The organism is Kosakonia sp. N21 (assembly GCF_050587465.1).
Lineage (GTDB): Bacteria > Pseudomonadota > Gammaproteobacteria > Enterobacterales > Enterobacteriaceae.
The window spans coordinates 129,414-150,309 of record NZ_JBOBHR010000001.1; the positions used below are offsets into that span (position 1 = coordinate 129,414).

The window sequence follows — 20,896 nt, forward strand, 5'->3', positions numbered from 1 at the left end:
CATCGACTCCCTTATCCAAGCCACGCCGAAGCAATCACGCTTGAGCACAGCGACATCACAATCAGAACCACCAGCACCAGCTGCATGGCGTACGGCAGCGGCGCGGCCTGCGCCACCTCTTCACTGGGTTCACCCGGCACCACGCGCCCGAACCAGTAAATAAACCAGCCAAAGCTGGCGACCGATTCCACCAGCGCCAGTATCATCACCGGCAGCAGGATCGGGTACTGGCTGGAAAGAGAGAACCCGGCAGCAAAGAGCGGGAACTTACTGAAGAAACCATTGAAGGGCGGAACGCCGGTGATTGCCAGGGCGGCCACGCAAAAGCCGATGCCCGCCAGCGGCAGCGTGCGCATCACACCGCGTAAACGTGGCAACAGACGGGTGCCGCAGCTGTAGCTGAGCGCGCCGGCAACGAGGAAGAACAGGCTTTTGGCGAACGCGTGGTTGAAGATGTAAACAATCCCCGCGTTGAAGGCCATCTTCGAACCGAAAGTAGAAAGCGACAAGGCAAGGAACATCCACGCCAGTTGCGAGATGGTCGACCATGCCAGTAAGCGCTTCATGTCTTTTTGCGGCAGGTACATTAAAAAGCCGTACACCAGCGTCAGGGTCGCCATGCCCACGCCAACCCAGCTTATAACGTGTGGAATTTCACCGCCCTCCGCGATGGCGCGGGCAAAAATATAAACCCCGACCTTCACCATTGACGCGGCATGTAAGTACGCACTGACCGGGGTTGGCGCTTCCATGGCGTCCGGCAGCCAGGCCTGCAACGGCAACTGGGCTGATTTACCCCACGCGGCAAAGAGGATGCCGCCATACACCAGATACGCAGCTGGGCCCTGTAACTGGCTGATGGCGCTCAGTGCAAAGGTGCCGGTATTGAGAAACAGTGTGGCGGCCGCCAGATACAAACCCAGTGACCCGACGTGGGTGATCAGCAGCGCTTTCATTGCCGAACGCTGGGCTTTTTCACTCTGGTAGTAGCTGATCAGCGCCCAGGAACATCCACCGGTGATTTCGAAAAACAGCAATTGCCCCAGCAGCGTGGAGGAGAGCACCAGACCGGACATCGCACCGATAAAAATCAGTAAAAACGCGTAGTAGCGGTTGCTGCCGTCGTGCGGATGTTCGCGGTTGCCACGGGTCAGATAACCGGTGGAGTAGAGCGCCACCAGCAGACCGAGAAACACCACCACAAACAGGATCAACGTGCTGATGCGGTCAACCAGCAAACCGAACAGCGCCACCCGTCCTGCCGCCAGCAGCGGGATATCGACGGTTTCGCTGCCCGCAGTGTAAAAATTCAGCGCCAGCGAAAGCGTTGCAACGGTCGCCAGCAGCGCAAACAGGGTCGCCAGCCGCGGGGCGGTTTGCCGGGGAGCCAGAGAGACGACCAGTGCGCCAACAAAGGGCAGCAGCAGCGTCGTCAGAGCGAGAGTTTCCATAATGTTCCAGTGCTCCTTACAAACCGGTTAGCCAGAGAACGTACGACAGCGCAGCCAGACTGAAGCCGAGCCAGGTCAGGTGGTGCGTCAGCAAAAAGCGCCCGCGCGCCAGCGCGTTTTCCACCAGCGACGCCAGCGTGAACACCACCAGCAGTTTGAGCAGCGTGGTGACCAGCGACAGCGCCATCGCCCCGATGCTCAGGGTGGCGGCATTACCAAAGGGGAAAAACAGCGCGAGGAACAGCGAAGCCATCACCACTTGTTTCAGGCCCACGCCCCATTTCACCAGCGCCAGACCCGCGCCGGAGTATTCGGTGAGCGGTCCCTCCTGCAACTCTTGTTCGGCTTCCGCCACATCGAAGGGGATTTTGCCCATCTCAATAAAACAGGCGAATCCACAGGCCAGCAACGCCAGCAACGTCGCCACCGGGGAGATCCAGCCCGCCGCCAGCGTCGTGCTGATGGCGCTGATGTTGGTGGAGCCAGCCAGCAAGGCCAGCACCAGTAGCGAGAGGATCAGCATCGGTTCAACCAGAATGCCCAACGTCAGCTCGCGGCTGGCGCCAAGCCCGGAGAAGGGGCTGCCGGTATCCAGCCCGGAGAGGGCAAAGAAGAAACGGAACAGGGCGAAGAGGTAAATTAAGGTGATCAAATCGCCCGCCCCGGCGAAAGGCGAGGTGCGAATAAACAGCGGCAGGGTCATCGCCACCAGCAACATGCTGCTGAGCAGTACCCACGGCATGGCACGGAACATCAGCCCGGATGACGCTGGCGCAACCGCCTGGCGCTTCAGCAGTTTTTGTAAGTCGCGGTAATCCTGCAAGATGCCCGGCCCGCGGCGGGAGTGCATGCGCGCGCGGATCTGGCGGGATATCCCGGTAAACAGCGGGGTCAGCGCCAGCAGCAGAATAGCCTGACAAAGGGCGAAGACCCCCATCGACCATGCAGACGTCTGTTCTAACATTGTCTTTTTCTCCTTACAGCGCAATCGTCAGCAACAGGACCACCAGCGCGGCGATCATATACAGGCAGTAGAGCCGGAAATCGCCGCTTTGCAGATGCTGTACGATCTGCGCAATACGCCGGGTGGTACGCACCAGCGGGCGGATAATTTTCTCGTCCCAGAACGGTTCCGTGCGGGTTGCTGCCTGGGTAATGCCGCCAAGGCTTCGCTGGAGCGGTTGCGCCGGATCGAGCTGTTGGCGCAGGCGATAGAGCGGGCCGAACATCACCCGTAACGGTTGGGTAAAACTGCCTGCCGACGGGGCCATGCCTTTTTCCCACGCGTAGCCGCAAGCCCAGGCATCACCGCTGCGACGGTATGCCCCGCGCGTCTGGCGATTGACATACCACAACACGGCGGGCAGCAGCGGCAGCACTAACAACAGCAGGAACACCGTCGATGGCGTGAGCATGGCTTGCTGCACATCGCCGGGGATCAGCGTTGCGTCCTGGGCCACCGCCAGCGTGGCGGGAGGGGTTAAGGTAAGGACAATCTGCATCAGATGCGGTGCAACAACGCTTGCGCCGACGCCGGTCAGTACGCACAGCAGCGCCAGCGCACACATGGCGACGACCATCGGCCAGGGCACTTCCCGCGCCTGATCGGCTTTTTCGCTACGGGGATTGCCGCAAAAGCTGACACCGTACACTTTGACAAAGCACATTGCCGCCAGCGCCCCGGTGATCGCCAGCATCACGATGGCAATGGGGCCGGCAAGGCGTGGAATGATGGCGTCAATGCGGGTCAGTGAAAACAGCGACTGATAGGTGTACCACTCGCTGATAAACCCGTTGAGCGGCGGCATGGCGGAAATGGCAAGACACCCCACCAGAAATGCGCCTGCCGTCCACGGCATGCGTTTGGCCAGCGCGCCCATTTTCTCCATGTCACGCGTATGCAGGCGATAGATAATGGCCCCGGAGCCGAGAAACAGTAGTCCTTTGAACAGCGCGTGGTTAAGCAGGTGAAACAGCGCGCCCAGCAAGCCGACGGCGGCGATCACCGGCTGGTGCAGCGCAATGCCCGCCATACCGACGCCCACGCCCATCAGGATAATGCCGATGTTCTCAACGGTGTGCCACGCCAGCAGGCGTTTGATATCGTGCTCCGCCAGTGCGTACAGCACGCCCAGCACCGAAGAGACCGCGCCAAACGCCAGCACCAGTACGCCCCACCACAGCGGAATGCCGCTATGACCGAGCAGATCGATGCCGACTTTGATGATGCCGAAAATACCGATTTTAACCATCACGCCGGACATCAGCGCCGAGGCATGCGAAGGCGCTGCCGGGTGTGCACGCGGTAACCAACTGTGTAACGGCAGCATCCCCGCTTTTGCGCCGAAACCAAAGAAGGCCAGCAGGAAGACCGCCGATGCTGTGCCGGGCGTCAGTGATAAGGTGCGGAAGCTGGCGAAATCCAGGCTGGCGCTCTGCCGCCACATCAGGAAGAAGGCGATCATGATCAGCACGGAACCAGCATGAGCAATAAAGAAGTAGAGCAGCCCGGCGTGGATCGACTCTTCATCCTGGTCGGTGATCACCAGGAACCACGACGCGAGGGACATCATTTCGAACAGCACGATGAACCAGAAGGCGTTATCCATCACCACCAGTCCGACCATTGAAGCGATAAACAGGTTCATAAAGAACCCCATCGCGCCTGGCCCTTTGCCGAGATACTCACGCACATAAGAGAGGGAGTAGAGCCCGCAGAACGTTACCAGCAGGGAGATAACCAACACCATAAAGGCGCTGAGACTGTCCATGCGCACCACGAAATGCGCAAAGCTGAACGGACCTGCGGCCTGCCAGCTTAGCGGCTCTCCAACGCTGAGCGCTGCCAGCGCGCTGAGTACGCCAAGCGCGCCGCCGATCATCGCGGAAATCCCCGCGACCTTGATCGCCAGCGCCTGTTGGCGGGCAAGCAACAGTGAGGCGACCCCGCCGGCAACGTACAGCACAATTGACCACATCAGTAATTGCAGGGCATCCATTAGCGTTGCTCCGACGATGAGGGAAGGGAAGCGAAAGTCAGATCTGTCGAACTGAGGGCGGCCAGCTCTCTACGTGTTTTGAGCTGTTTATGCAGGGAGACGTCGGTCACCAGATGCAGCGCGTTCGTTGGGCAGGCGCGCACGCAGGAAGGTCCTTCAGGCAGGAAGTGGCACAGATCGCATTTCACCGCGATGGTTTGTACACCTGCGTTCCAGCGTAAAAAGGGGTGATCCGTTTGCGCGCTGGCGGGGACATCCCGCAGTTGCTCCTCAGGAATGTGGTGCTCGTAGCGGGCGGGAATATTCAGCGGGCGGCTGCCGGACGGGGTGATGGCGCCGAAAGGGCACACCAGCCCACACAGTTTGCAGCCAATGCACAGCGTTTCATTGAGATAAACGGCGTCATCCTGAAACGAAATAGCGTTGACCGGGCACACCTGTTTGCAGGGGGCATCGTCGCAGTGGCGGCAGAGCACCGGCGCGGTTTTGGTTTCCGTTCGCACCAGCGTCAACCGGGGATGCTGCTGCAACCCCTGAATTTTATGCACATCCGAACACGCAGCAAGGCAGGTATTGCATCCTATACACCACTCGGGATTGGCAATCACAAAGCGGTTCATGTCGGCTCCTTGAAATAAAAGCTAAAACGTTGAGCCTGCTTAAGCATAAGCTGTGCCATGATTGAAATGTCTTAAATTTCATTGGGTTGTGATTTATGGCTGCGTGGGGCGAACAAAAGTGATGGTCAGGTCAGAACGAAAAATAACCTGTCGACACGAGTGACGAGCGGGGAAAATAAAGTGTGATGGAGTTCAAATATTGCAGTGGAAGTGGAGGGCGACCCGGTCGGGCAGCCCTCAGAGAAAGGTGTTGCGATCAGGCGTTTTCTTTCAGCCAGGCGACCACGATGTCGTGGTGATTGCTGGTTTTGAAATCATCAAACACATGCTCGACTTGACCGTCAGCATCAATAAGGAAGCTGATACGGTGGATGCCGTCATAGGTTTTGCCCATAAACGACTTTTCGCCCCAGACGCCAAATGCCTCGCAGACCTGATGGTCTTCATCAGAAAGCAGCGTAAAGTTGAGCAGCTCTTTTTCGGCGAAACGGGAGAGTTTTTCTGGCTTGTCGGTGCTGATACCCAGCACTTCCACACCCGCTTTCTTTAACTCATCCATGTTATCGCGCAGGCCGCAAGCCTGGACAGTACAGCCTGGTGTCATGGCTTTCGGGTAGAAATAGACCAGAACACGCTGTCCCTGGAAGTCGGCCAAATTTACTTGTTCTCCGTCTTGATCCGGCAAGCTAAATTTCGGTGCAATATCACCGGCTTTCAGTGGATTCATTACTTAACTCCATCCTGTTCATCATGCTGTGAATAGTTGACGATGTTTATACTGCCTTGTGCGTTCAGTTCTGTACATAGTGCTTTGAACGCCTGGTCAATATTTGATGCGTCTTGCGACGCCGGACTATGAGCCGTTATCTGAATAAACAACTGTGGCGCGCCCGCGTCATTGCCAGGCTGCGTGCGGGAAACCAGCTCCGCGATATTCATCTCGTGTGCATCAAAAAGCGCGGTAAAACGCTCAATCAGATGCGGCGAATCAGGGACTTCAACCTGCACCCAAACGGTGGCTGGCATATCAGGACGCGGGCGGGCCTCGGTGCGTTTCATGACGATCAGCAAATCCAGTTCGGCGCCTTTCAGCGGCAACGTTGATTCAATGAGCGTAATGGCGTTCCACGACCCGGAAAGCAGCATAATGAACGTGAACTCTTCCCCCAGCATGGCCAGACGGCTGTCTTCGATATTACAGCCGCAGCTACTGACGTGGCGTGTGATTGTGTTCACAATGCCAGGCCTGTCGGCCCCCAGCGCAGTGATAACCAAAAAATGTTGTGATGAGGCTGTCAAACCTGTGCTTCCTGTCAAACATGAGGTAATCATAAGGAAAGCATAAAAAAAACCGGCATACAACCGCCACAGAGCCTCAGGTCTCTTGCTTTTCTTACAGCACCGCACGTACCATTGAGAATCTTGTTTGCACAGAGGATGGCCCATGTTCACGGGAAGTATTGTCGCGCTTGTCACGCCGATGGATTCGCAAGGTAAAGTCTGCCGGTCAAGCCTGAAAAAACTGATTGATTATCATGTCGCCAATGGAACCTCGGCGATCGTTTCGGTAGGGACTACCGGTGAATCCGCCACGCTGAGCCACGACGAACACGGCGATGTGGTTATGCTGACGCTGGAGCTGGCTGACGGGCGCATCCCGATTATTGCCGGAACAGGTGCAAATGCAACCGCAGAGGCCATCAGCCTGACGCAACGTTTTAACGACAGCGGCGTAGTAGGCTGCCTGACCGTTACCCCGTATTACAATCGCCCGACTCAGGAAGGCCTGTTCCAGCATTTTAAAGCCATCGCTGAACATACTGACCTGCCGCAAATTCTGTATAATGTGCCGTCGCGCACCGGCTGCGATATGCTGCCGGAAACCGTGGGCCGTCTGGCGAAAATTAAAAATATTATCGGTATTAAAGAAGCGACAGGGAACTTAAGTCGTGTTCACCAGATCAAAGAGCTGGTTTCAGATGACTTTATCCTGCTGAGCGGCGACGATGCCACTGCGATGGACTTTATGCAGCTCGGCGGTCACGGTGTGATTTCCGTTACCAGCAACGTAGCGGCGCGCGATATGGCCGATATGTGCAAACTGGCGGCTCAAGGGCACTATGCCGAAGCGCGCGTGATCAACCAGCGTCTGATGCCGTTACACAACAAACTATTTGTCGAACCCAATCCGATCCCGGTCAAATGGGCATGTATGGAGTTGGGACTTGTAGCAACCGATACGCTGCGTCTGCCGATGACGCCTATCACCGACCACGGTCGTGAGGTTGTCCGCGCAGCGCTTAAGCATGCCGGTTTGCTGTAAAGTTTAGGGAGATTTGATGGCTTACTCAGTACAGAAGTCGCGCCTGGCGAAGGTAGCGGGTGTTTCACTTGTGATGTTGCTCGCCGCCTGTAGTTCCGATTCACGTTACAAGCGTCAGGTTAGCGGTGACGAATCCTATCTGGATGCTGCTCCGCTCGCTGAACTTCATGCGCCGGCCGGGATGATCCTTCCGGTGCAGAACGGGGATTACAACGTCCCTGTGACCAATGGCAGCGGCGCCGTTGGCAAACAGTTGGATATCCGCCCACCGGCTCAGCCGCTGGCGCTGGTGAGCGGTGCGCGCACCCAGTTTACCGGCGACACTGCAACGCTGATGGTCGAAAAGGGCCGTAACAGCACGCTGTGGCCGCAGGTGGTGAGCGTTCTTCAGGCGAAAAATTACGTCATCGCCAAACGTGACGATGCGTCGCAGACCCTGACAACCGACTGGGTTGACTGGAACCGTCTGGATGAAGATCAGCAGTACCGTGGTCGTTATCAAATCTCGGTAAAACCGCAGGGTTATCAGCAGGCGGTGGTGGTGAAACTGGTGAACCTGGAACAAGCAGGCAAACCGGTAGCGGATGCCGCATCGCTGCAGCGCTACAGCACCGAAATGCTGAACGTGATCTCCTCCGGGCTGGATAAAACCGCGACCGATGCGCAAAACGCCGCAGAAAAACGCAGCGTAACGTCTCTGGATGTTCAGAGCGCGGCGGATGATACCGGTCTGCCAATGCTGGTGGTGCGTGGTCCGTTTAACGTCGTGTGGCAGCGTCTGCCTGGCGTGCTGGAAAAAGTGGGCATGAAAGTGACCGACAGCACGCGCTCTACCGGCAGCATGGCGGTGACGTACAAGCCACTGTCTGACAGCGGCTGGCGCGATCTTGGCGCGCGCGATCCGGGCCTCGTTTCCGGCGACTATAAACTGCAGGTCGGCGATTTAGACAACCGCAGCAGCCTCCAGTTTATTGATCCGAAAGGTCATACCCTGACGCAATCGCAGAATGATGCGCTGGTAGCCGCATTCCAGTCTGCCTTTAACCACTAATCCCGAAGGCCGGATCGCATCCGGCCTTTTTTATTATGGTGACGCAAACGTGTGCGTCGGCGTAAAATAGCCAAATTCGATTTATATCATCACACCTGGAGTAACAAAGATGCAAAAGCAAGCTGAGTTGTATCGTGGCAAAGCGAAGACCGTTTACAGTACGGAAAACCCGGATCTGTTGGTGCTCGAATTCCGCAATGATACGTCAGCAGGGGATGGCGCGCGCATCGAACAGTTCGATCGTAAGGGCATGGTGAACAACAAGTTCAACCATTTCATTATGAGTAAACTGCAAGAAGCGGGTATCCCGACCCAGATGGAAGCGCTGCTCTCCGATACCGAATGCCTGGTGAAAAAACTGGAGATGGTGCCGGTCGAGTGTGTTGTCCGCAACCGCGCCGCCGGTTCGCTGGTGAAACGTCTGGGTATTGAGGAAGGCATCGAGCTGAATCCGCCGTTGTTCGATATGTTCCTGAAAAATGACGCCATGCACGATCCCATGGTTAACGAGTCATACTGCGAAACCTTCGGCTGGGTGAACAAAGAAAACCTGGCGCGCATGAAAGAGCTGACTTACAAAGCCAACGACGTACTGAAAAAACTGTTTGATGACGCGGGTCTGATCCTCGTCGACTTCAAACTGGAATTCGGTCTGTTTAAAGGCGAAGTGGTGCTGGGCGACGAGTTCTCTCCGGACGGTAGCCGCCTGTGGGACAAAGAGACGCTGGATAAAATGGACAAAGACCGCTTCCGCCAGAGCCTCGGCGGCCTGATTGAAGCGTATGAAGCCGTTGCGCATCGCCTGGGTGTGAAACTCGACTGATTGCCTGTCTGCGTAATAACCAGAGGGTCGCGGCATCCTCTGGTTTTCTGCACCGTTTTTCCTGTGCTAATCCTTCCCTAAGCGCCTACGATCATATATACACTGAGTCCATTATTGGGAGAGTGAGGTTGTTATGCGTTGGCAAGGGCGTCGAGAAAGTAACAATGTAGAAGACCGGCGCGATGAGTCGGGTGGTCCGTTCATCCGGGGACCGGGTTTTCGCCTGCCTGGCGGCAAGGGCGGGATCATTCTGCTGTTTTTGGTGATGGTGGCCAGTTACTACGGTGTCGATTTAACCGGCCTGTTAACCGGTCAACCCGTCAGTTCCCCCTCACAGCAACAACACATCAGCCCGCAGGAGGATGAGTCCGCGCGTTTTACCAGCGTGATATTCGCCACCACCGAAGAGACCTGGGGGCAACTGTTTGAAAAAATGGGGCGTCACTACCAGCAGCCGAAACTGGTGCTGTACCGTAACCGTTTCAATACGGGGTGCGGTACCGGGCAAGCCATTATGGGGCCGTTCTACTGCCCGGCGGACAGCAAGATCTATATCGATCTCTCTTTTTACGACGAAATGAAAACCAGGCTGGGCGCGAATGGCGATTTTGCGCAGGGCTATGTCATTGCCCATGAAGTCGGCCACCACGTACAAAAATTGCTTGGCACCGAAGAGAAGGTCCGCCGCCTGCAGCAGAATGCCTCGCCGACGCAGGTTAATGCGCTTTCCGTGCGGCTGGAGCTACAGGCGGATTGCTATGCCGGTGTCTGGGGCCACAGCATGCAGCAACAGGGCGTGCTGGAGCCGGGCGATTTGGAAGAGGCGCTGAATGCCGCGCGGGCCATTGGTGACGACCGTTTGCAACAGCGCAGCCAGGGGCAGGTGTTCCCGGACAGCTTCACTCATGGTACGTCGGAGCAACGCTATAACTGGTTCAAGCGCGGTATGGACAGCGGCGATCCGGCGCAGTGCGATACCTTTAGCGGGCAGTTGTAATCCCTTGTGATGCAGGCATTTATTCAACACAGCGCGCGGATGGCGCAGGAAGGCATTCGTCGGTTACTGGTGGTGAGCGGCCAGGATGCGTGGTGCGAGCAGCAGGCTGAGGCGTTACGCGCAACCGTGCCGGGAGACTGGCTGTGGGTTGGTGAGCCTGCTGGCTGGTCGCCGCACTGTTCGCCGCGCGCACTGGCAACCCTGCTCGGGCGCGAATTCCACCATGCGGTTTTTGATGCGCGTCAGGGCTTTGATGTCGCGGCTTTTGCCGCACTGGGCGGAACGTTAAAAGCCGGTAGCTGGCTGGTGCTGTTAACGCCGCCGCAGGCGCAGTGGCCGCACTTGCCGGACGCAGACAGTTGCCGCTGGAGCGACACGGTCGATCCCATCCCCGTCCCCACGTTTGTTCGACATTTCTGCCAGACCGCCGCCGCAGACGGTGAGACGGTGCAGTGGCATGAAAACCAGCCTTTAATGCTTCCCCGTTTTGCTGCCCGCCCGGCCTGGCATCCGGCGACGGGAGAGCCTGAACAAGAGCAAGCGCAGATCCTTACCGCGCTGCATACCATGCCGCCTGGCGTGATGGTGGTGACGGCCCCGCGAGGTCGCGGCAAATCGGCGCTGGCGGGGATGCATATCGCGCAGTTATCCGATCCGGTGGTGATCACCGCTCCGGCGCGTGCGGCAACCGATGTGCTGGCGCGCTACGCCGGAGAACGCTTTACCTTTATCGCCCCGGATGCGCTATTGCAGCAGATTGAGCGCACCGGCGCGCAGCCTGGCTGGCTGGTGGTGGATGAAGCCGCGGCGATCCCTGGTCCGTTGCTGCATGCCCTGACGGCAGCCTTCAGCCATGTGTTACTGACCACCACGATTCAGGGGTATGAAGGTACCGGTCAGGGATTCCTGCTCAAATTCTGCGCGGGTTTCCCGCACTTGCGTCATTCCACGCTGAGCACGCCGCTGCGCTGGGCGAAAGGCTGCCCGCTGGAGCGCTTTATTAGTACGCTGCTGCTGTTTGATGACGCGCCCCCCGCGGATGTTTCGGAAGGCGAATGCATAATGCAGCCGCTGGCGCAGAGTGCATGGCAGCACAATCCCGCGCAACCTGCCGCGCTCTATCGCCTGTTGGCGAGTGCGCATTACCGGACTTCTCCGCTCGATTTACGGCGCATGATGGATGCCCCCGGGCAGCATTTCTGGCTGACAGAAAAAGCACGGACCATCGTGGCGGCGTTGTGGCTGGTGGAGGAGGGGGGACTCAGTGAGGCGTTAAGCCAGGCGGTGTGGGCCGGTTTTCGTCGACCACGCGGCAACCTGGTGGCGCAATCGCTGGCGGCGCACGGTGGCAGTCCACTGGCGGCAACCCTGCGCGGGTTGCGGGTTAGCCGTATTGCGGTCCATCCCTACAGCCAGCGAGAAGGCATCGGTTCGGCGTTAATCACCCGGGCGCAGGCGAACAGTGGTGGTGTCGATTATCTCTCTGTCAGTTTTGGTTACACGCCCACGCTGTGGCGTTTCTGGCAGCGCTGTGGTTTTTTGCTGGTGCGCCTGGGCAGTCACCGGGAAGCCAGCAGTGGCTGTTACACCGCCATGGCGTTGTTGCCATTAACGACGGCCGGGCACGAATTAGCGGCGCGTGAGCAAGTGCGACTGGCCCGCGACCTGCCCTGGCTTTCCCACTGGCAACAGGAAACGTTACCCCTCCCGTCGGGACAAACGACTACCCTTAATGATGATGACTGGCTTGAGCTGGCGGGGTTTGCTTTCGCCCATCGCCCGCTATCCACGTCGATGGGCGCATTACACCGTTTGTTGAACCGTAGCGCACTACCGCTGGCGGCGTTGCGCGGCCAGCTTACCGCTGGCGAGTGCGAGCAAACGCTGTGCGAGCGGTTATCCCTTTCCGGGCGTAAAGCCTTGCTGGCGCAGCAACGTGCGGATGCCGGACAGGCGCTGTATGCGCTTGATGCGCAACGCACAATAACGCTGAAAGAACAGGTGCAGAAACTGCAATTTTTTTAACTAACTCATTCAGTTAAATGGCATGGTCATTCTTGCTCCCCGGCGTAAACTGCATCCAACACGTTAAGGAGACAACCATGAAACATGACCATTTTGTCGTGCAAAGCCCCCAATCCCCGGCGAAACAATTGCTGCTGCTGTTTCATGGCGTCGGCGATAACCCTGTTGCGATGGGCGAAATCGGTAGCCGGTTCGCCGTGCAATTCCCGGACGCGCTGGTGGTCAGTATCGGCGGCGCCGAAGCCAGCGGCCCTGCACCAGGGCGTCAATGGTTTTCCGTGGCTGGCGTAACGGAAGAGAACCGACAACAGCGTGTGGATACCATTATGCCGGTGTTTATCGACACCGTGCGCTACTGGCAGAAACAGAGCGGGCTTGGTGCCCGGGCGACGGCACTGATCGGTTTTTCTCAGGGCGCGATCATGGCGCTGGAAGGGGTAAAAGCGCAGCCGGATCTGGCCTCGCGGGTGATCGCCTTTAATGGTCGCTATGCCACGTTGCCGCAGGCGGTTTCTGCTGCACAGACCATTCACCTGATCCACGGTGGGGAAGACCGGGTTATCAATCTGGCCTGGGCCGTTGCTGCACAGGAAGCCTTGCAGAACCTGGGAGGGGATGTGACGCTGGATATCGTGGAGGACCTGGGGCACGCCATTGACGACCGCAGCATGGCGCTGGCACTGAACCATCTGTGTTACACCGTGCCGAAGCACTATTTTGATGAGGCGTTAAGCGGTGGCAAACCTGATGACGACGATATCATTGAACTGATATAAAACAGCCACTCCCGGGCGGGAGTGGCGTGCAGTGCGTTACTGTTTCGGCTGATCTTTTTTCGGCCAGTCGTCTTCATCATCCCACTTGTCGTTAAAATCACGATGGGGGGGAAGCTCCGGTTTGTTGGCGAGGAATTTTTTATGATCGACGCGATTGAGATCTTTAATCACATTCAGGATCACGCCGAGTAAAAACACCAGCACCAGGATCCACCAGTATTTAGCAAGCCAGTCCATGCAATCCTCCAGGCCCGTCAGGCGATGAGTTGTTCCATAATGCGTTGATACATACGGGCAAGCATCTGCAAATCCGCCGCGTTCACGCATTCGTTAATCTTGTGAATGGTGGCGTTGACCGGCCCAAGTTCAACCACTTGCGCGCCCATCCGCGCGATGAAACGACCATCCGAGGTGCCGCCAGTGGTTAACAACTGCGGTTTAATCTCATTATAGTGCTCAATGGCGTTCACGACCGCATCCACCAGCTTGCCGCGCCCGGTCAAAAACGGTTGCCCGGAGATCCACCACTCAACGGTATAACGCAACTGATGTTTTTCCAGCAGGGCAATGACTTTCGCTTTGATCATCTCATCCGTCAGTTCGGTACTGAAGCGGAAGTTAAACTGCACAAACAGATCGCCAGGAATCACGTTGTTGCTGCCCGTACCGGCTTTGATATTGGCAATCTGCATGCTGGTCGGCGGGAAATAGTCGTTGCCTTTATCCCATTCAATGCCCACCAGTTCGCTGATCATGGGGGCGGCGCGGTGCACCGGATTGTCGGCGAGGTGCGGGTACGCCACGTGGCCCTGTACGCCGTGGATGGTCAGGTTGCAGGTCATCGAACCGCGGCGGCCATTTTTTACCACGTCGCCCACTACTTCAGTGCTCGACGGTTCGCCCACCAGGCAGTAATCCAGACGTTCGTTGCGCGCCATCAGCGCTTCCACCACTTTGACCGTGCCGTTCGCGGCGCTGGCTTCTTCATCGGAGGTGATCAGAAATGCGAGGCGGCCTTTATGCTGCGGGTGCTGAGCGACGAAACGCTCGGCAGCGACAACCATGGCCGCCAGTGACCCTTTCATGTCTGCCGCGCCACGACCAAACAGCATGCCATCGCGGATGGTGGGTTCAAACGGGGGGTTGATCCAGCGCTCCGCATCCCCGGCCGGGACCACGTCGGTATGACCGGCGAAGGCCAGCGTTTCACCTTGGCCACGCCATGCCCAGAAGTTTTGCGTGTCGCCAAAATCCATCGGCTCAACGGTGAAACCGATAGCACGCAGGCGCGCAATCATTAACGCCTGACATCCCGCGTCATCGGGGCTGAGAGAAGGGCGACGAATAAGCTGCTGTGTCAGCTCAATAACCGGGCACGACATAAACTACACCTCGTTGATAAACTTCTCATAACTGGATTCATTGAAACCCAGCAGCATAGGCTTACCGGGCGCACAGAGCAATGGGCGTTTGATAATTGCCGGCATTTCCAGCATCAGTGCCACGGCGGCATCGGCGTGGGTGATGGTGTCGCGCAGGGAGGCATCCAGCTTGCGCCAGGTGGTGCCCCGGGTGTTCAGCAGCGCTTCCCAACCCAGTTCGGCGATAAAGGTATGCAGCAGTTGTGCATCAATACCGTCTGCCCGGTAATCATGAAAGCGATACTCCACCTGGTTTTCCTCCAGCCAGCGACGGGCTTTTTTGATGGTGTCGCAGTTTTTGATACCGTACATTGTGAACATGGTGAATCCTTTTGTCTCATCTTTGGTTATTTGCACAAGAAATTAGAATAACGGAATTTAAAAAGAATATCATTCGCCTGTTAATGATAATTCAGCGAATATAGCCACTCTGCTCCAGCTTGAATAAACTCTCAGATGTTGCGCATACCATTCCTGTTGTTAAAAAGCGAAAACCATATTGTTGATAAAATCCCGTTTTTTCCGGCACCGAATAAATAAAGGTTTTACCGTAAGGTAATAATGTTTTAACGATGTCCATCATTAATTGTTTACCATAACCGCGCCCCTGCATTTGCGGTGCGACAACTATATCAGCCACATAGCTTGCCCACGTCAAATCGCTGATGGCGCGGGCAGTGGCGACCAGCTTGCCGTCATGGTAACCGAACCAGCAAAATGTGCTGTTACGCCACGCCTGCTCTACGAGTGCAGGCGGGCGCTGGTTGAGTCCGCCCGCGTCGAGCAGGGCGCTTAATTCCACCCAGTCAACCTCATTAATGGAATGTTTATCACACAATGTGAATGTCATTTCATTTGGCCCTAAAGTTTTTACGGAATATTGCCGTTACTCACATTAAATGACAGGTGAACGGCGCATAGTGAAACCAGTTATTAAACATACCCTGCTAACAACGATTAAAGCAATTGGTTGAAGTATCTTCACAGTGGTCACCGTTTTTAGTAGAATGACCGCAATAATAAGAGAGGTAGTTATGATTGAACATGAACTGGGGAACTGGAAAGATTTTATCGAAGGCATGCTTCGTAAATAACATCCAGAAGAATGATTAAGCAGTGAGAGCTTATAGCTAAACATGTGAAAGTAACCACATGAAAAAAGGCGACCCGCAGGTCGCCTTTTTTGTTTTCCATCGCTTAACTCTCCCCTTTCGGGGAGAGGGGATTATCTTACTGCGCACGTTCTTTCAGCGGGAAGCGGCGACGCACCAGCACAAAGAACAGCGGCACAAAGAAGATGGCGAGTAATGTTGCGGAAATCATGCCGCCCATCACGCCGGTGCCTACTGCATGCTGGCTACCGGAGCCCGCGCCGGTGCTGGTGGCCATCGGCAGCACCCCGAAGACAAACGCCAGCGAGGTCATCAGGATCGGACGTAAACGCTGGCGGCAGGCATGCAGGGTCGATACCAGCAGATCTTCACCTTTCGCGTTCATATCATTGGCGAACTCGACGATCAAAATGGCGTTCTTCGCCGACAACCCGATCACCGTCAACAGGCCGACCTGGAAATAGACATCGTTTTCCAGCCCGCGCATCCAGGTCGCTAACAGTGCGCCAATCACCCCAAGCGGTACGACCAGCATCACCGAGAAGGGCACAGACCAGCTCTCATACAGCGCGGCCAGACACAGGAACACCACCAGCAGGGAAACCGCATACAACGCAGGTGCCTGTGCGCCGGAGAGGCGTTCCTGATAGGACATGGCGGTCCATTCCAGACCAAACCCGCCAGGTAACTGGCTGACCAGTTTTTCCATCACATCCATGGCTGTACCGGTACTGACGCCAGGGGCGGACTCGCCTACAATCTCGACCGCAGCATAGCCGTTGTAGCGCTCCAGACGGGGCGATCCGGTTTCCCAGTGCGACGTGGCGAAAGCCGAGAACGGCACCATGCCGCCGCTGCTGTTACGCACATACCACAGATTAATATCATCCGGCAGCATGCGGTATTTTGCCGCTGCCTGTACGTAGACCTTCTTCACGCGACCGCGATCCATAAAGTCGTTTACGTAGCTGGAACCCCATGCGGTTTGCAGCGTGTCGTTAATATCATCAATGGAGACCCCCAGCGCTTGCGCTTTGCGCTGATCGATATCGATCTGCAACTGCGCGCTGTCATCGAGGCCATTATGGCGGACGCGGGTTAACGTGGGCTCTTTGGCCGCAAGCTCAAGCAGGCGATCGCGCGCATTCATCAGCGCATCGTGGCCTGCACCGGCGTGATCCTGTAGCTCCATGTCGAAACCGGCGGAGCTCCCCATCCCGCTGATAGCCGGAGGGCTACTGGCGAAAACGCGGGCCTCTTTAATACGGTTAAAGGCTTTGGTGGCGCGTTCAATAATAGCGAAGGCGCTGCCGCTGTTCGGATCGCGCGCGTCCCAATCTTTCAGACGAATAAACAAACGCGCGACGTTTTGCCCGTTACCGCCAGGGCCGGAGCCGACGGTGGAAAACACCGACGCGACATTCTCTTTTTCATGGGTGAAGAAATAGTCTTCGACCTTCTGGACCACTTTCAGTGTCTGCTGTTGCGTTGCGCCGCTGGGCAATTGCACGGAAGTGGTGAACATCCCGCGATCTTCCTGCGGCAAAAACGACGTGGGCAGGCGCAGGAACAGCAACACCATGGCGCCAATCAGCAACACATAGAGCAAAATCCAGCGCAGGCTGCGGTGCAGCACCCGGCCTACTGCCGTTTCATAACGGTCGGCGTTACGGTTGAAAATGCGGTTAAAGGCTCCGAAGAACCCTTTCTGCCCGTGCAACTCACCTTTGTGCAGCGGCTTCAGCAGCGTGGCGCACAGGGCGGGCGTGAGGATCATCGCCACCAGCACCGACAGCACCATCGCCGACACAATGGTGATGGAAAACTGGCGGTAAATTGCACCGGTGGTACCGCCGAAAAACGCCATCGGGACAAATACTGCCGACAGCACCATGGCAATCCCGACTAACGCTCCCTGGATCTGCCCCATTGATTTACGCGTTGCTTCCCGTGGCGACAGACCCTCTTCGGTCATTATGCGCTCGACGTTTTCCACAACAACGATGGCATCATCCACCAGCAAACCGATCGCCAGCACCACCGCGAACATGGTCAGCGTGTTAATGCTGTAGCCAAAGGCGTACAGCACAGCGAATGTCCCGAGCAGCACCACCGGCACGGCAATGGTGGGGATAAGCGTGGCGCGGAAGTTTTGCAGAAACAGATACATCACGAGGAAAACCAGCGCGATGGCTTCAAGCAGGGTTTTCACCACGTCGATGATGGAGGCTTTAACGAACGAGGTGGTTTCGTAAGCGACTTTATACTCCAGACCATGCGGGAAAAAGGGCGCCAGCTCATCGAGGCGTTTTATCACCAGTTCCGCCGTCTCCATTTCGTTAGCCCCGGAGGCCAGTTTGACCCCAAGGCCCGATGCGGCCTTACCGTTAAAACGGCTGAGGTTGTCGTATTTTTCCGCGCCCAGTTCCACCATTGCGACATCGCCAAGCTTGACTTCCGAGCCGTCCTGGTTGACGCGCAACGTAATATTGCGGAACTGCTCCGGGGTTTGTAATAACGATTGGGCATTGATGGTGGCGTTCAGCGCCTGGCGATCAACCGACGGCGTTCCGCCAAGCTGACCCACGGCAATCTGCGCATTCTGCGAAGAGATAGCGCTTGTCACGTCGGAAGCAGTCATCTGATAGCTGTTGAGCTTCGCCGGATCGAGCCAGATACGCATCGAGTATTGCGTGCCATAGGCATCAATATCCCCCACGCCATTCACGCGGCTGATAGGATCCTGAATATTACTGGCGACATAATCGGCGATATCCTGTTTATCCATCGAGCCGTCGGTTGAGACAAAGGCGAGGGTCAGGATGTTGGTGTCACCGGTTTTACGCACGGTGACGCCCTGGTTTTGCACCTTTTGCGGCAGCTTACGCAGCGCAGATTGTAACTGGTTCTGTACTTGCTGGACGGCTTCGTCAGGATCGGTCCCGGCTTTAAAGTTGAGCGTGATCGTGGCCTGGCCCGTTGCGCTACTTTGTGAGGACATGTACATCAGATTATCGAGCCCGGTCATATTTTGTTCGATAACCTGCGTCACGGTATTTTCCAGCGTTTGCGCAGATGCGCCTGGATAATTCGCGGTGATACGGACGTTCGGTGGGGCTAAATCAGGATATTGTTCGACCGGTAACGAAATAATGGCAAGTGTTCCCGTGAGACAGATCAGGATCGCCAGCACCCACGCAAAAATGGGGCGATCAATAAAAAAATTCGCCATCAGAAGCCAGACCTCTATTGCTGCGTATCGTTATAGTGACATTGCTTGCATCAATGTAGCGGCAATGCAGAAATCAATCGTGGAGAAAATAAGGAGAAAATGTAAATTATCATGCTTAGTTAAGGCATAACTATGCAAAGCGCGACTTAAGCAAAATTCCTCCCGCCAGATCATGTAATTTTATGCTTTTCTTTACATTTATTGACGTTTGGGCTGCCCGGCTTGCGGAAAGCGAAGCTGCACCTGCGTTCCGCCGCCCGACGGTGAAACAATGTCCAGCGTGCCATTCAGTCGTTCTGCCCGCTCGTGCATGATGCTCAACCCATAATGCCCGTCCGGTTCCGCCGTGGTGCTCATACCTATGCCGTTATCGCGAATATAGATGGAGTGCAACCCATCGGGATCGGTGACGCAAGTGACGTTAATGTCGCTGGCGCCGGAATGCTTGATGGCGTTGATAACCGCTTCGCGGATAATCTGCAGCACATTGATTTGCTGCTGGGCGTCCAGCGTCTGGGTCGGCAGGCGGCAATCCAGGCTTAGTTTCGCCTGTGTCTGGCCTTGCAGCAGATCCAGCGCTTCGCGCAATGCCGCCGTCAAATCACTCTGCTGTAGCGACAGACGGAAGGTGGTCAACAGCTCGCGCAACTGGCGATATGCGTTATTCAGCCCACGAGAAAAGTCATCAATGATGGCATGCGCTGGTTCGTTTTCGTCCGGTACGGCGCGCTTCAGTAATGTTAACTGGATGCGTAAATACGAGAGCATCTGCGCCAGCGAATCGTGTAGCTCGCGGGCAATCGTGGCGCGCTCCTCCATCAGGATCAATTGCTGATACTGTTTTTGCGTCTGATTGATATACAGCCCGCGCCCGAGAATAGTGGCGATATTGCGCATTAACGGGATGGATGCCTGCTGCTGCGTGCTTTGCCAGCGCAGCTCGCCCAGGACGTTATCCTGCATATTCACCGGCAAACTGCCCAGGGGACGTTGCGGATCCTGCTTTCCCTGTTGCAGACACCAGTTATCATCCGCCGTCAGTTCCAGATAACTGGCCGCCTCATGTTCATAGACAATACGCAGTACATGGCGCAATGAGTGCACATCAAGCTGGCTGGTGTTAAGCGCCTGCGAACACTGGTACATCACCTCCAGGCGGCGATGAGCGTCATGCAGGTCGCGGGTTTTTTCCTCAACGGAGGCTTCCAGCGAGCGATACAGCTTTAACAACTCGCCGGACATCCGGTCGAATGTCGAGGCCAGCTGGCCCAGTTCGTTATCGAGTTGAATGTTGAGCAGCGGGTAAGAAAAGTGCCCTTGCTGGATTTGCTGGCTGGCGGTCATCAGCTGGCGGAGCGGTTTCACCACTTGCTGGCGGATGCGGTGTAGGGTGAAAAACACGAGGATGAAAATCCCTGCGGCTCCCAGCAGTGAAATGATCACCACCAGGATCATTTTGCGTTCGGCATAGTGCTGAAGCGCCAGCACAAACAGATCGATATTGCCGACGTAACCCTGAATATTCTGCTGATACCACTGTGCATCATGCTGTGCCAGACGCGCGTCCATCTGTTGCCAGCTCTCGTGCAATTGCCCATAACGCTGTTGGACGTCCTGCGGAATATACCAGCGATGAAGATGTTGCAGCACCGGCGAGTTCAGCGTCTGCTGATAGCGCTGGCGGTGCTCGACCAGCTTGTCGGGATCGGTGCGCAGATCGTAGCCGAGACGATAGCTTTGCATACGCAATGATCCGGCAATGTTAATGGCTTCCGCATCGCGCAGGCTGCTGGCAAGGGTAATCAATGCGATACCTGTTGAGAGTAACGACAACAGGACAATATAGAAAAAGGCTTTGGCGAGACTGGATGACACAGGTCTTTTTACTGACACAGTCGCTGTTCCCGATTCCTGATGTTACGTGCGGCAGACGGCAGCGCGAACGCCCATCGAATGAAATTAGTGTTCAGAAATCCTGAAATAAATTGATCTGCTACAAGTTCGTGACAAATAGATAACCTATCTGGGCAATTGTACATTGCCAGCGTGAAATTGCCCCGGTAAAT

General features: G+C 56.3%; 19 protein-coding genes. 7 read left to right on the forward strand and 12 right to left on the reverse strand.

The window, feature by feature from the left end:
* Positions 1-11: 11 nt before the first annotated feature.
* The 6 genes from ACQ3G7_RS00570 to ACQ3G7_RS00595 form a co-directional block, all read right to left on the reverse strand.
* Positions 12-1,451, reverse strand: coding sequence for a hydrogenase 4 subunit D (locus ACQ3G7_RS00570; RefSeq protein ID WP_430888468.1), 1,440 nt, complete (start codon positions 1,449-1,451; stop codon positions 12-14).
* Between the two features lie 16 nt (positions 1,452-1,467).
* Positions 1,468-2,415 carry a respiratory chain complex I subunit 1 family protein gene (locus ACQ3G7_RS00575; RefSeq protein WP_263099840.1) on the reverse strand — a complete coding sequence of 316 codons (948 nt, stop codon included), beginning with the start codon at positions 2,413-2,415 and terminating at the stop codon, positions 1,468-1,470.
* Between the two features lie 13 nt (positions 2,416-2,428).
* Positions 2,429-4,450 (reverse strand): hydrogenase 4 subunit B, encoded by a 2,022-nt coding sequence (gene hyfB, locus ACQ3G7_RS00580; protein WP_430888469.1) that lies wholly within the window; start codon positions 4,448-4,450, stop codon positions 2,429-2,431.
* Positions 4,450-5,070: a 4Fe-4S dicluster domain-containing protein gene (locus ACQ3G7_RS00585; protein WP_430888470.1), complete on the reverse strand. Its 621-nt coding sequence runs from the start codon at positions 5,068-5,070 to the stop codon at positions 4,450-4,452. Before ACQ3G7_RS00585 ends, hyfB begins: the two co-directional genes overlap by 1 nt.
* Before the next feature lie 256 nt (positions 5,071-5,326).
* A complete protein-coding gene (gene bcp / locus ACQ3G7_RS00590) occupies positions 5,327-5,797 on the reverse strand; it encodes a thioredoxin-dependent thiol peroxidase (RefSeq protein ID WP_263099843.1) in 471 nt (156 codons plus the stop codon).
* On the reverse strand, positions 5,797-6,369 hold the full coding sequence (locus ACQ3G7_RS00595; protein ID WP_263099844.1) for a glycine cleavage system transcriptional repressor: 573 nt from the start codon (positions 6,367-6,369) through the stop codon (positions 5,797-5,799). Before ACQ3G7_RS00595 ends, bcp begins: the two co-directional genes overlap by 1 nt.
* Before the next feature lie 145 nt (positions 6,370-6,514).
* On the opposite strand from ACQ3G7_RS00595, the gene dapA reads away from it, so the two are divergent.
* The 6 genes from dapA (at position 6,515) to ypfH (ending at position 13,065) form a co-directional block, all read left to right on the forward strand.
* Complete coding sequence (gene dapA, locus ACQ3G7_RS00600) at positions 6,515-7,393, forward strand: 4-hydroxy-tetrahydrodipicolinate synthase (protein ID WP_263099845.1); 879 nt, start codon at positions 6,515-6,517, stop codon at positions 7,391-7,393.
* Positions 7,394-7,409: 16 nt separating this feature from the next.
* Positions 7,410-8,444, forward strand: coding sequence for an outer membrane protein assembly factor BamC (bamC, locus tag ACQ3G7_RS00605; protein ID WP_263099846.1), 1,035 nt, complete (start codon positions 7,410-7,412; stop codon positions 8,442-8,444).
* A gap of 109 nt (positions 8,445-8,553) precedes the next feature.
* The gene (gene purC / locus ACQ3G7_RS00610; protein WP_263099847.1) at positions 8,554-9,267 is read left to right on the forward strand and encodes a phosphoribosylaminoimidazolesuccinocarboxamide synthase; all 714 of its coding nucleotides are present in this window, start codon (positions 8,554-8,556) and stop codon (positions 9,265-9,267) included.
* A gap of 133 nt (positions 9,268-9,400) precedes the next feature.
* Entirely contained in the window at positions 9,401-10,264 is an 864-nt protein-coding gene (gene ypfJ / locus ACQ3G7_RS00615) for a KPN_02809 family neutral zinc metallopeptidase (protein ID WP_263099848.1), read from the forward strand.
* A gap of 9 nt (positions 10,265-10,273) precedes the next feature.
* The gene (locus tag ACQ3G7_RS00620; protein WP_430888471.1) at positions 10,274-12,289 is read left to right on the forward strand and encodes a tRNA(Met) cytidine acetyltransferase TmcA; all 2,016 of its coding nucleotides are present in this window, start codon (positions 10,274-10,276) and stop codon (positions 12,287-12,289) included.
* Between the two features lie 77 nt (positions 12,290-12,366).
* A complete protein-coding gene (ypfH, locus tag ACQ3G7_RS00625; protein WP_430888472.1) occupies positions 12,367-13,065 on the forward strand; it encodes an esterase in 699 nt (232 codons plus the stop codon).
* Positions 13,066-13,101: 36 nt separating this feature from the next.
* Here ypfH and ACQ3G7_RS00630 read toward each other — a convergent pair whose 3' ends face one another.
* The 4 genes from ACQ3G7_RS00630 to ACQ3G7_RS00645 all read right to left on the reverse strand — a co-directional run bounded on the left by ACQ3G7_RS00630 (position 13,102) and on the right by ACQ3G7_RS00645 (position 15,336).
* Complete coding sequence (locus tag ACQ3G7_RS00630) at positions 13,102-13,302, reverse strand: YpfN family protein (RefSeq protein ID WP_430888473.1); 201 nt, start codon at positions 13,300-13,302, stop codon at positions 13,102-13,104.
* Positions 13,303-13,319: 17 nt separating this feature from the next.
* Complete coding sequence (gene dapE, locus ACQ3G7_RS00635) at positions 13,320-14,447, reverse strand: succinyl-diaminopimelate desuccinylase (RefSeq protein WP_430888474.1); 1,128 nt, start codon at positions 14,445-14,447, stop codon at positions 13,320-13,322.
* A gap of 3 nt (positions 14,448-14,450) precedes the next feature.
* On the reverse strand, positions 14,451-14,807 hold the full coding sequence (locus ACQ3G7_RS00640; protein WP_430888475.1) for an ArsC family reductase: 357 nt from the start codon (positions 14,805-14,807) through the stop codon (positions 14,451-14,453).
* A 91-nt stretch (positions 14,808-14,898) separates the two neighbouring features.
* Complete coding sequence (locus ACQ3G7_RS00645; protein WP_263099854.1) at positions 14,899-15,336, reverse strand: GNAT family N-acetyltransferase; 438 nt, start codon at positions 15,334-15,336, stop codon at positions 14,899-14,901.
* Between the two features lie 184 nt (positions 15,337-15,520).
* On the opposite strand from ACQ3G7_RS00645, the gene ypfM reads away from it, so the two are divergent.
* On the forward strand, positions 15,521-15,580 hold the full coding sequence (ypfM, locus tag ACQ3G7_RS00650) for a protein YpfM (protein ID WP_100181659.1): 60 nt from the start codon (positions 15,521-15,523) through the stop codon (positions 15,578-15,580).
* A gap of 136 nt (positions 15,581-15,716) precedes the next feature.
* Here ypfM and acrD read toward each other — a convergent pair whose 3' ends face one another.
* Positions 15,717-18,830, reverse strand: a complete 3,114-nt coding sequence (gene acrD, locus ACQ3G7_RS00655) for a multidrug efflux RND transporter permease AcrD (RefSeq protein ID WP_430888476.1) — start codon at positions 18,828-18,830, stop codon at positions 15,717-15,719.
* 198 nt (positions 18,831-19,028) lie between these two features.
* The gene (gene narQ, locus ACQ3G7_RS00660; protein WP_430888477.1) at positions 19,029-20,723 is read right to left on the reverse strand and encodes a nitrate/nitrite two-component system sensor histidine kinase NarQ; all 1,695 of its coding nucleotides are present in this window, start codon (positions 20,721-20,723) and stop codon (positions 19,029-19,031) included.
* Positions 20,724-20,896 lie beyond the last annotated feature (173 nt).

Excerpts from the sequence above, each read along its gene's own strand:
- ACQ3G7_RS00570 (WP_430888468.1), bottom strand. The coding sequence starts at position 1,451 with ATGGAAACTCTCGCTCTGACGACGCTGCTGCTGCCCTTTGTTGGCGCA.
- ACQ3G7_RS00575 (WP_263099840.1), bottom strand. The coding sequence starts at position 2,415 with ATGTTAGAACAGACGTCTGCATGGTCGATGGGGGTCTTCGCCCTTTGT.
- hyfB (WP_430888469.1), bottom strand. The coding sequence starts at position 4,450 with ATGGATGCCCTGCAATTACTGATGTGGTCAATTGTGCTGTACGTTGCC.
- ACQ3G7_RS00585 (WP_430888470.1), bottom strand. The coding sequence starts at position 5,070 with ATGAACCGCTTTGTGATTGCCAATCCCGAGTGGTGTATAGGATGCAAT.
- bcp (WP_263099843.1), bottom strand. The coding sequence starts at position 5,797 with ATGAATCCACTGAAAGCCGGTGATATTGCACCGAAATTTAGCTTGCCG.
- dapA (WP_263099845.1), top strand. The coding sequence starts at position 6,515 with ATGTTCACGGGAAGTATTGTCGCGCTTGTCACGCCGATGGATTCGCAA.
- bamC (WP_263099846.1), top strand. The coding sequence starts at position 7,410 with ATGGCTTACTCAGTACAGAAGTCGCGCCTGGCGAAGGTAGCGGGTGTT.
- purC (WP_263099847.1), top strand. The coding sequence starts at position 8,554 with ATGCAAAAGCAAGCTGAGTTGTATCGTGGCAAAGCGAAGACCGTTTAC.
- ypfJ (WP_263099848.1), top strand. The coding sequence starts at position 9,401 with ATGCGTTGGCAAGGGCGTCGAGAAAGTAACAATGTAGAAGACCGGCGC.
- ACQ3G7_RS00620 (WP_430888471.1), top strand. The coding sequence starts at position 10,274 with ATGCAGGCATTTATTCAACACAGCGCGCGGATGGCGCAGGAAGGCATT.
- ypfH (WP_430888472.1), top strand. The coding sequence starts at position 12,367 with ATGAAACATGACCATTTTGTCGTGCAAAGCCCCCAATCCCCGGCGAAA.
- ACQ3G7_RS00630 (WP_430888473.1), bottom strand. The coding sequence starts at position 13,302 with ATGGACTGGCTTGCTAAATACTGGTGGATCCTGGTGCTGGTGTTTTTA.
- dapE (WP_430888474.1), bottom strand. The coding sequence starts at position 14,447 with ATGTCGTGCCCGGTTATTGAGCTGACACAGCAGCTTATTCGTCGCCCT.
- ACQ3G7_RS00640 (WP_430888475.1), bottom strand. The coding sequence starts at position 14,807 with ATGTTCACAATGTACGGTATCAAAAACTGCGACACCATCAAAAAAGCC.
- ACQ3G7_RS00645 (WP_263099854.1), bottom strand. The coding sequence starts at position 15,336 with ATGACATTCACATTGTGTGATAAACATTCCATTAATGAGGTTGACTGG.
- acrD (WP_430888476.1), bottom strand. The coding sequence starts at position 18,830 with ATGGCGAATTTTTTTATTGATCGCCCCATTTTTGCGTGGGTGCTGGCG.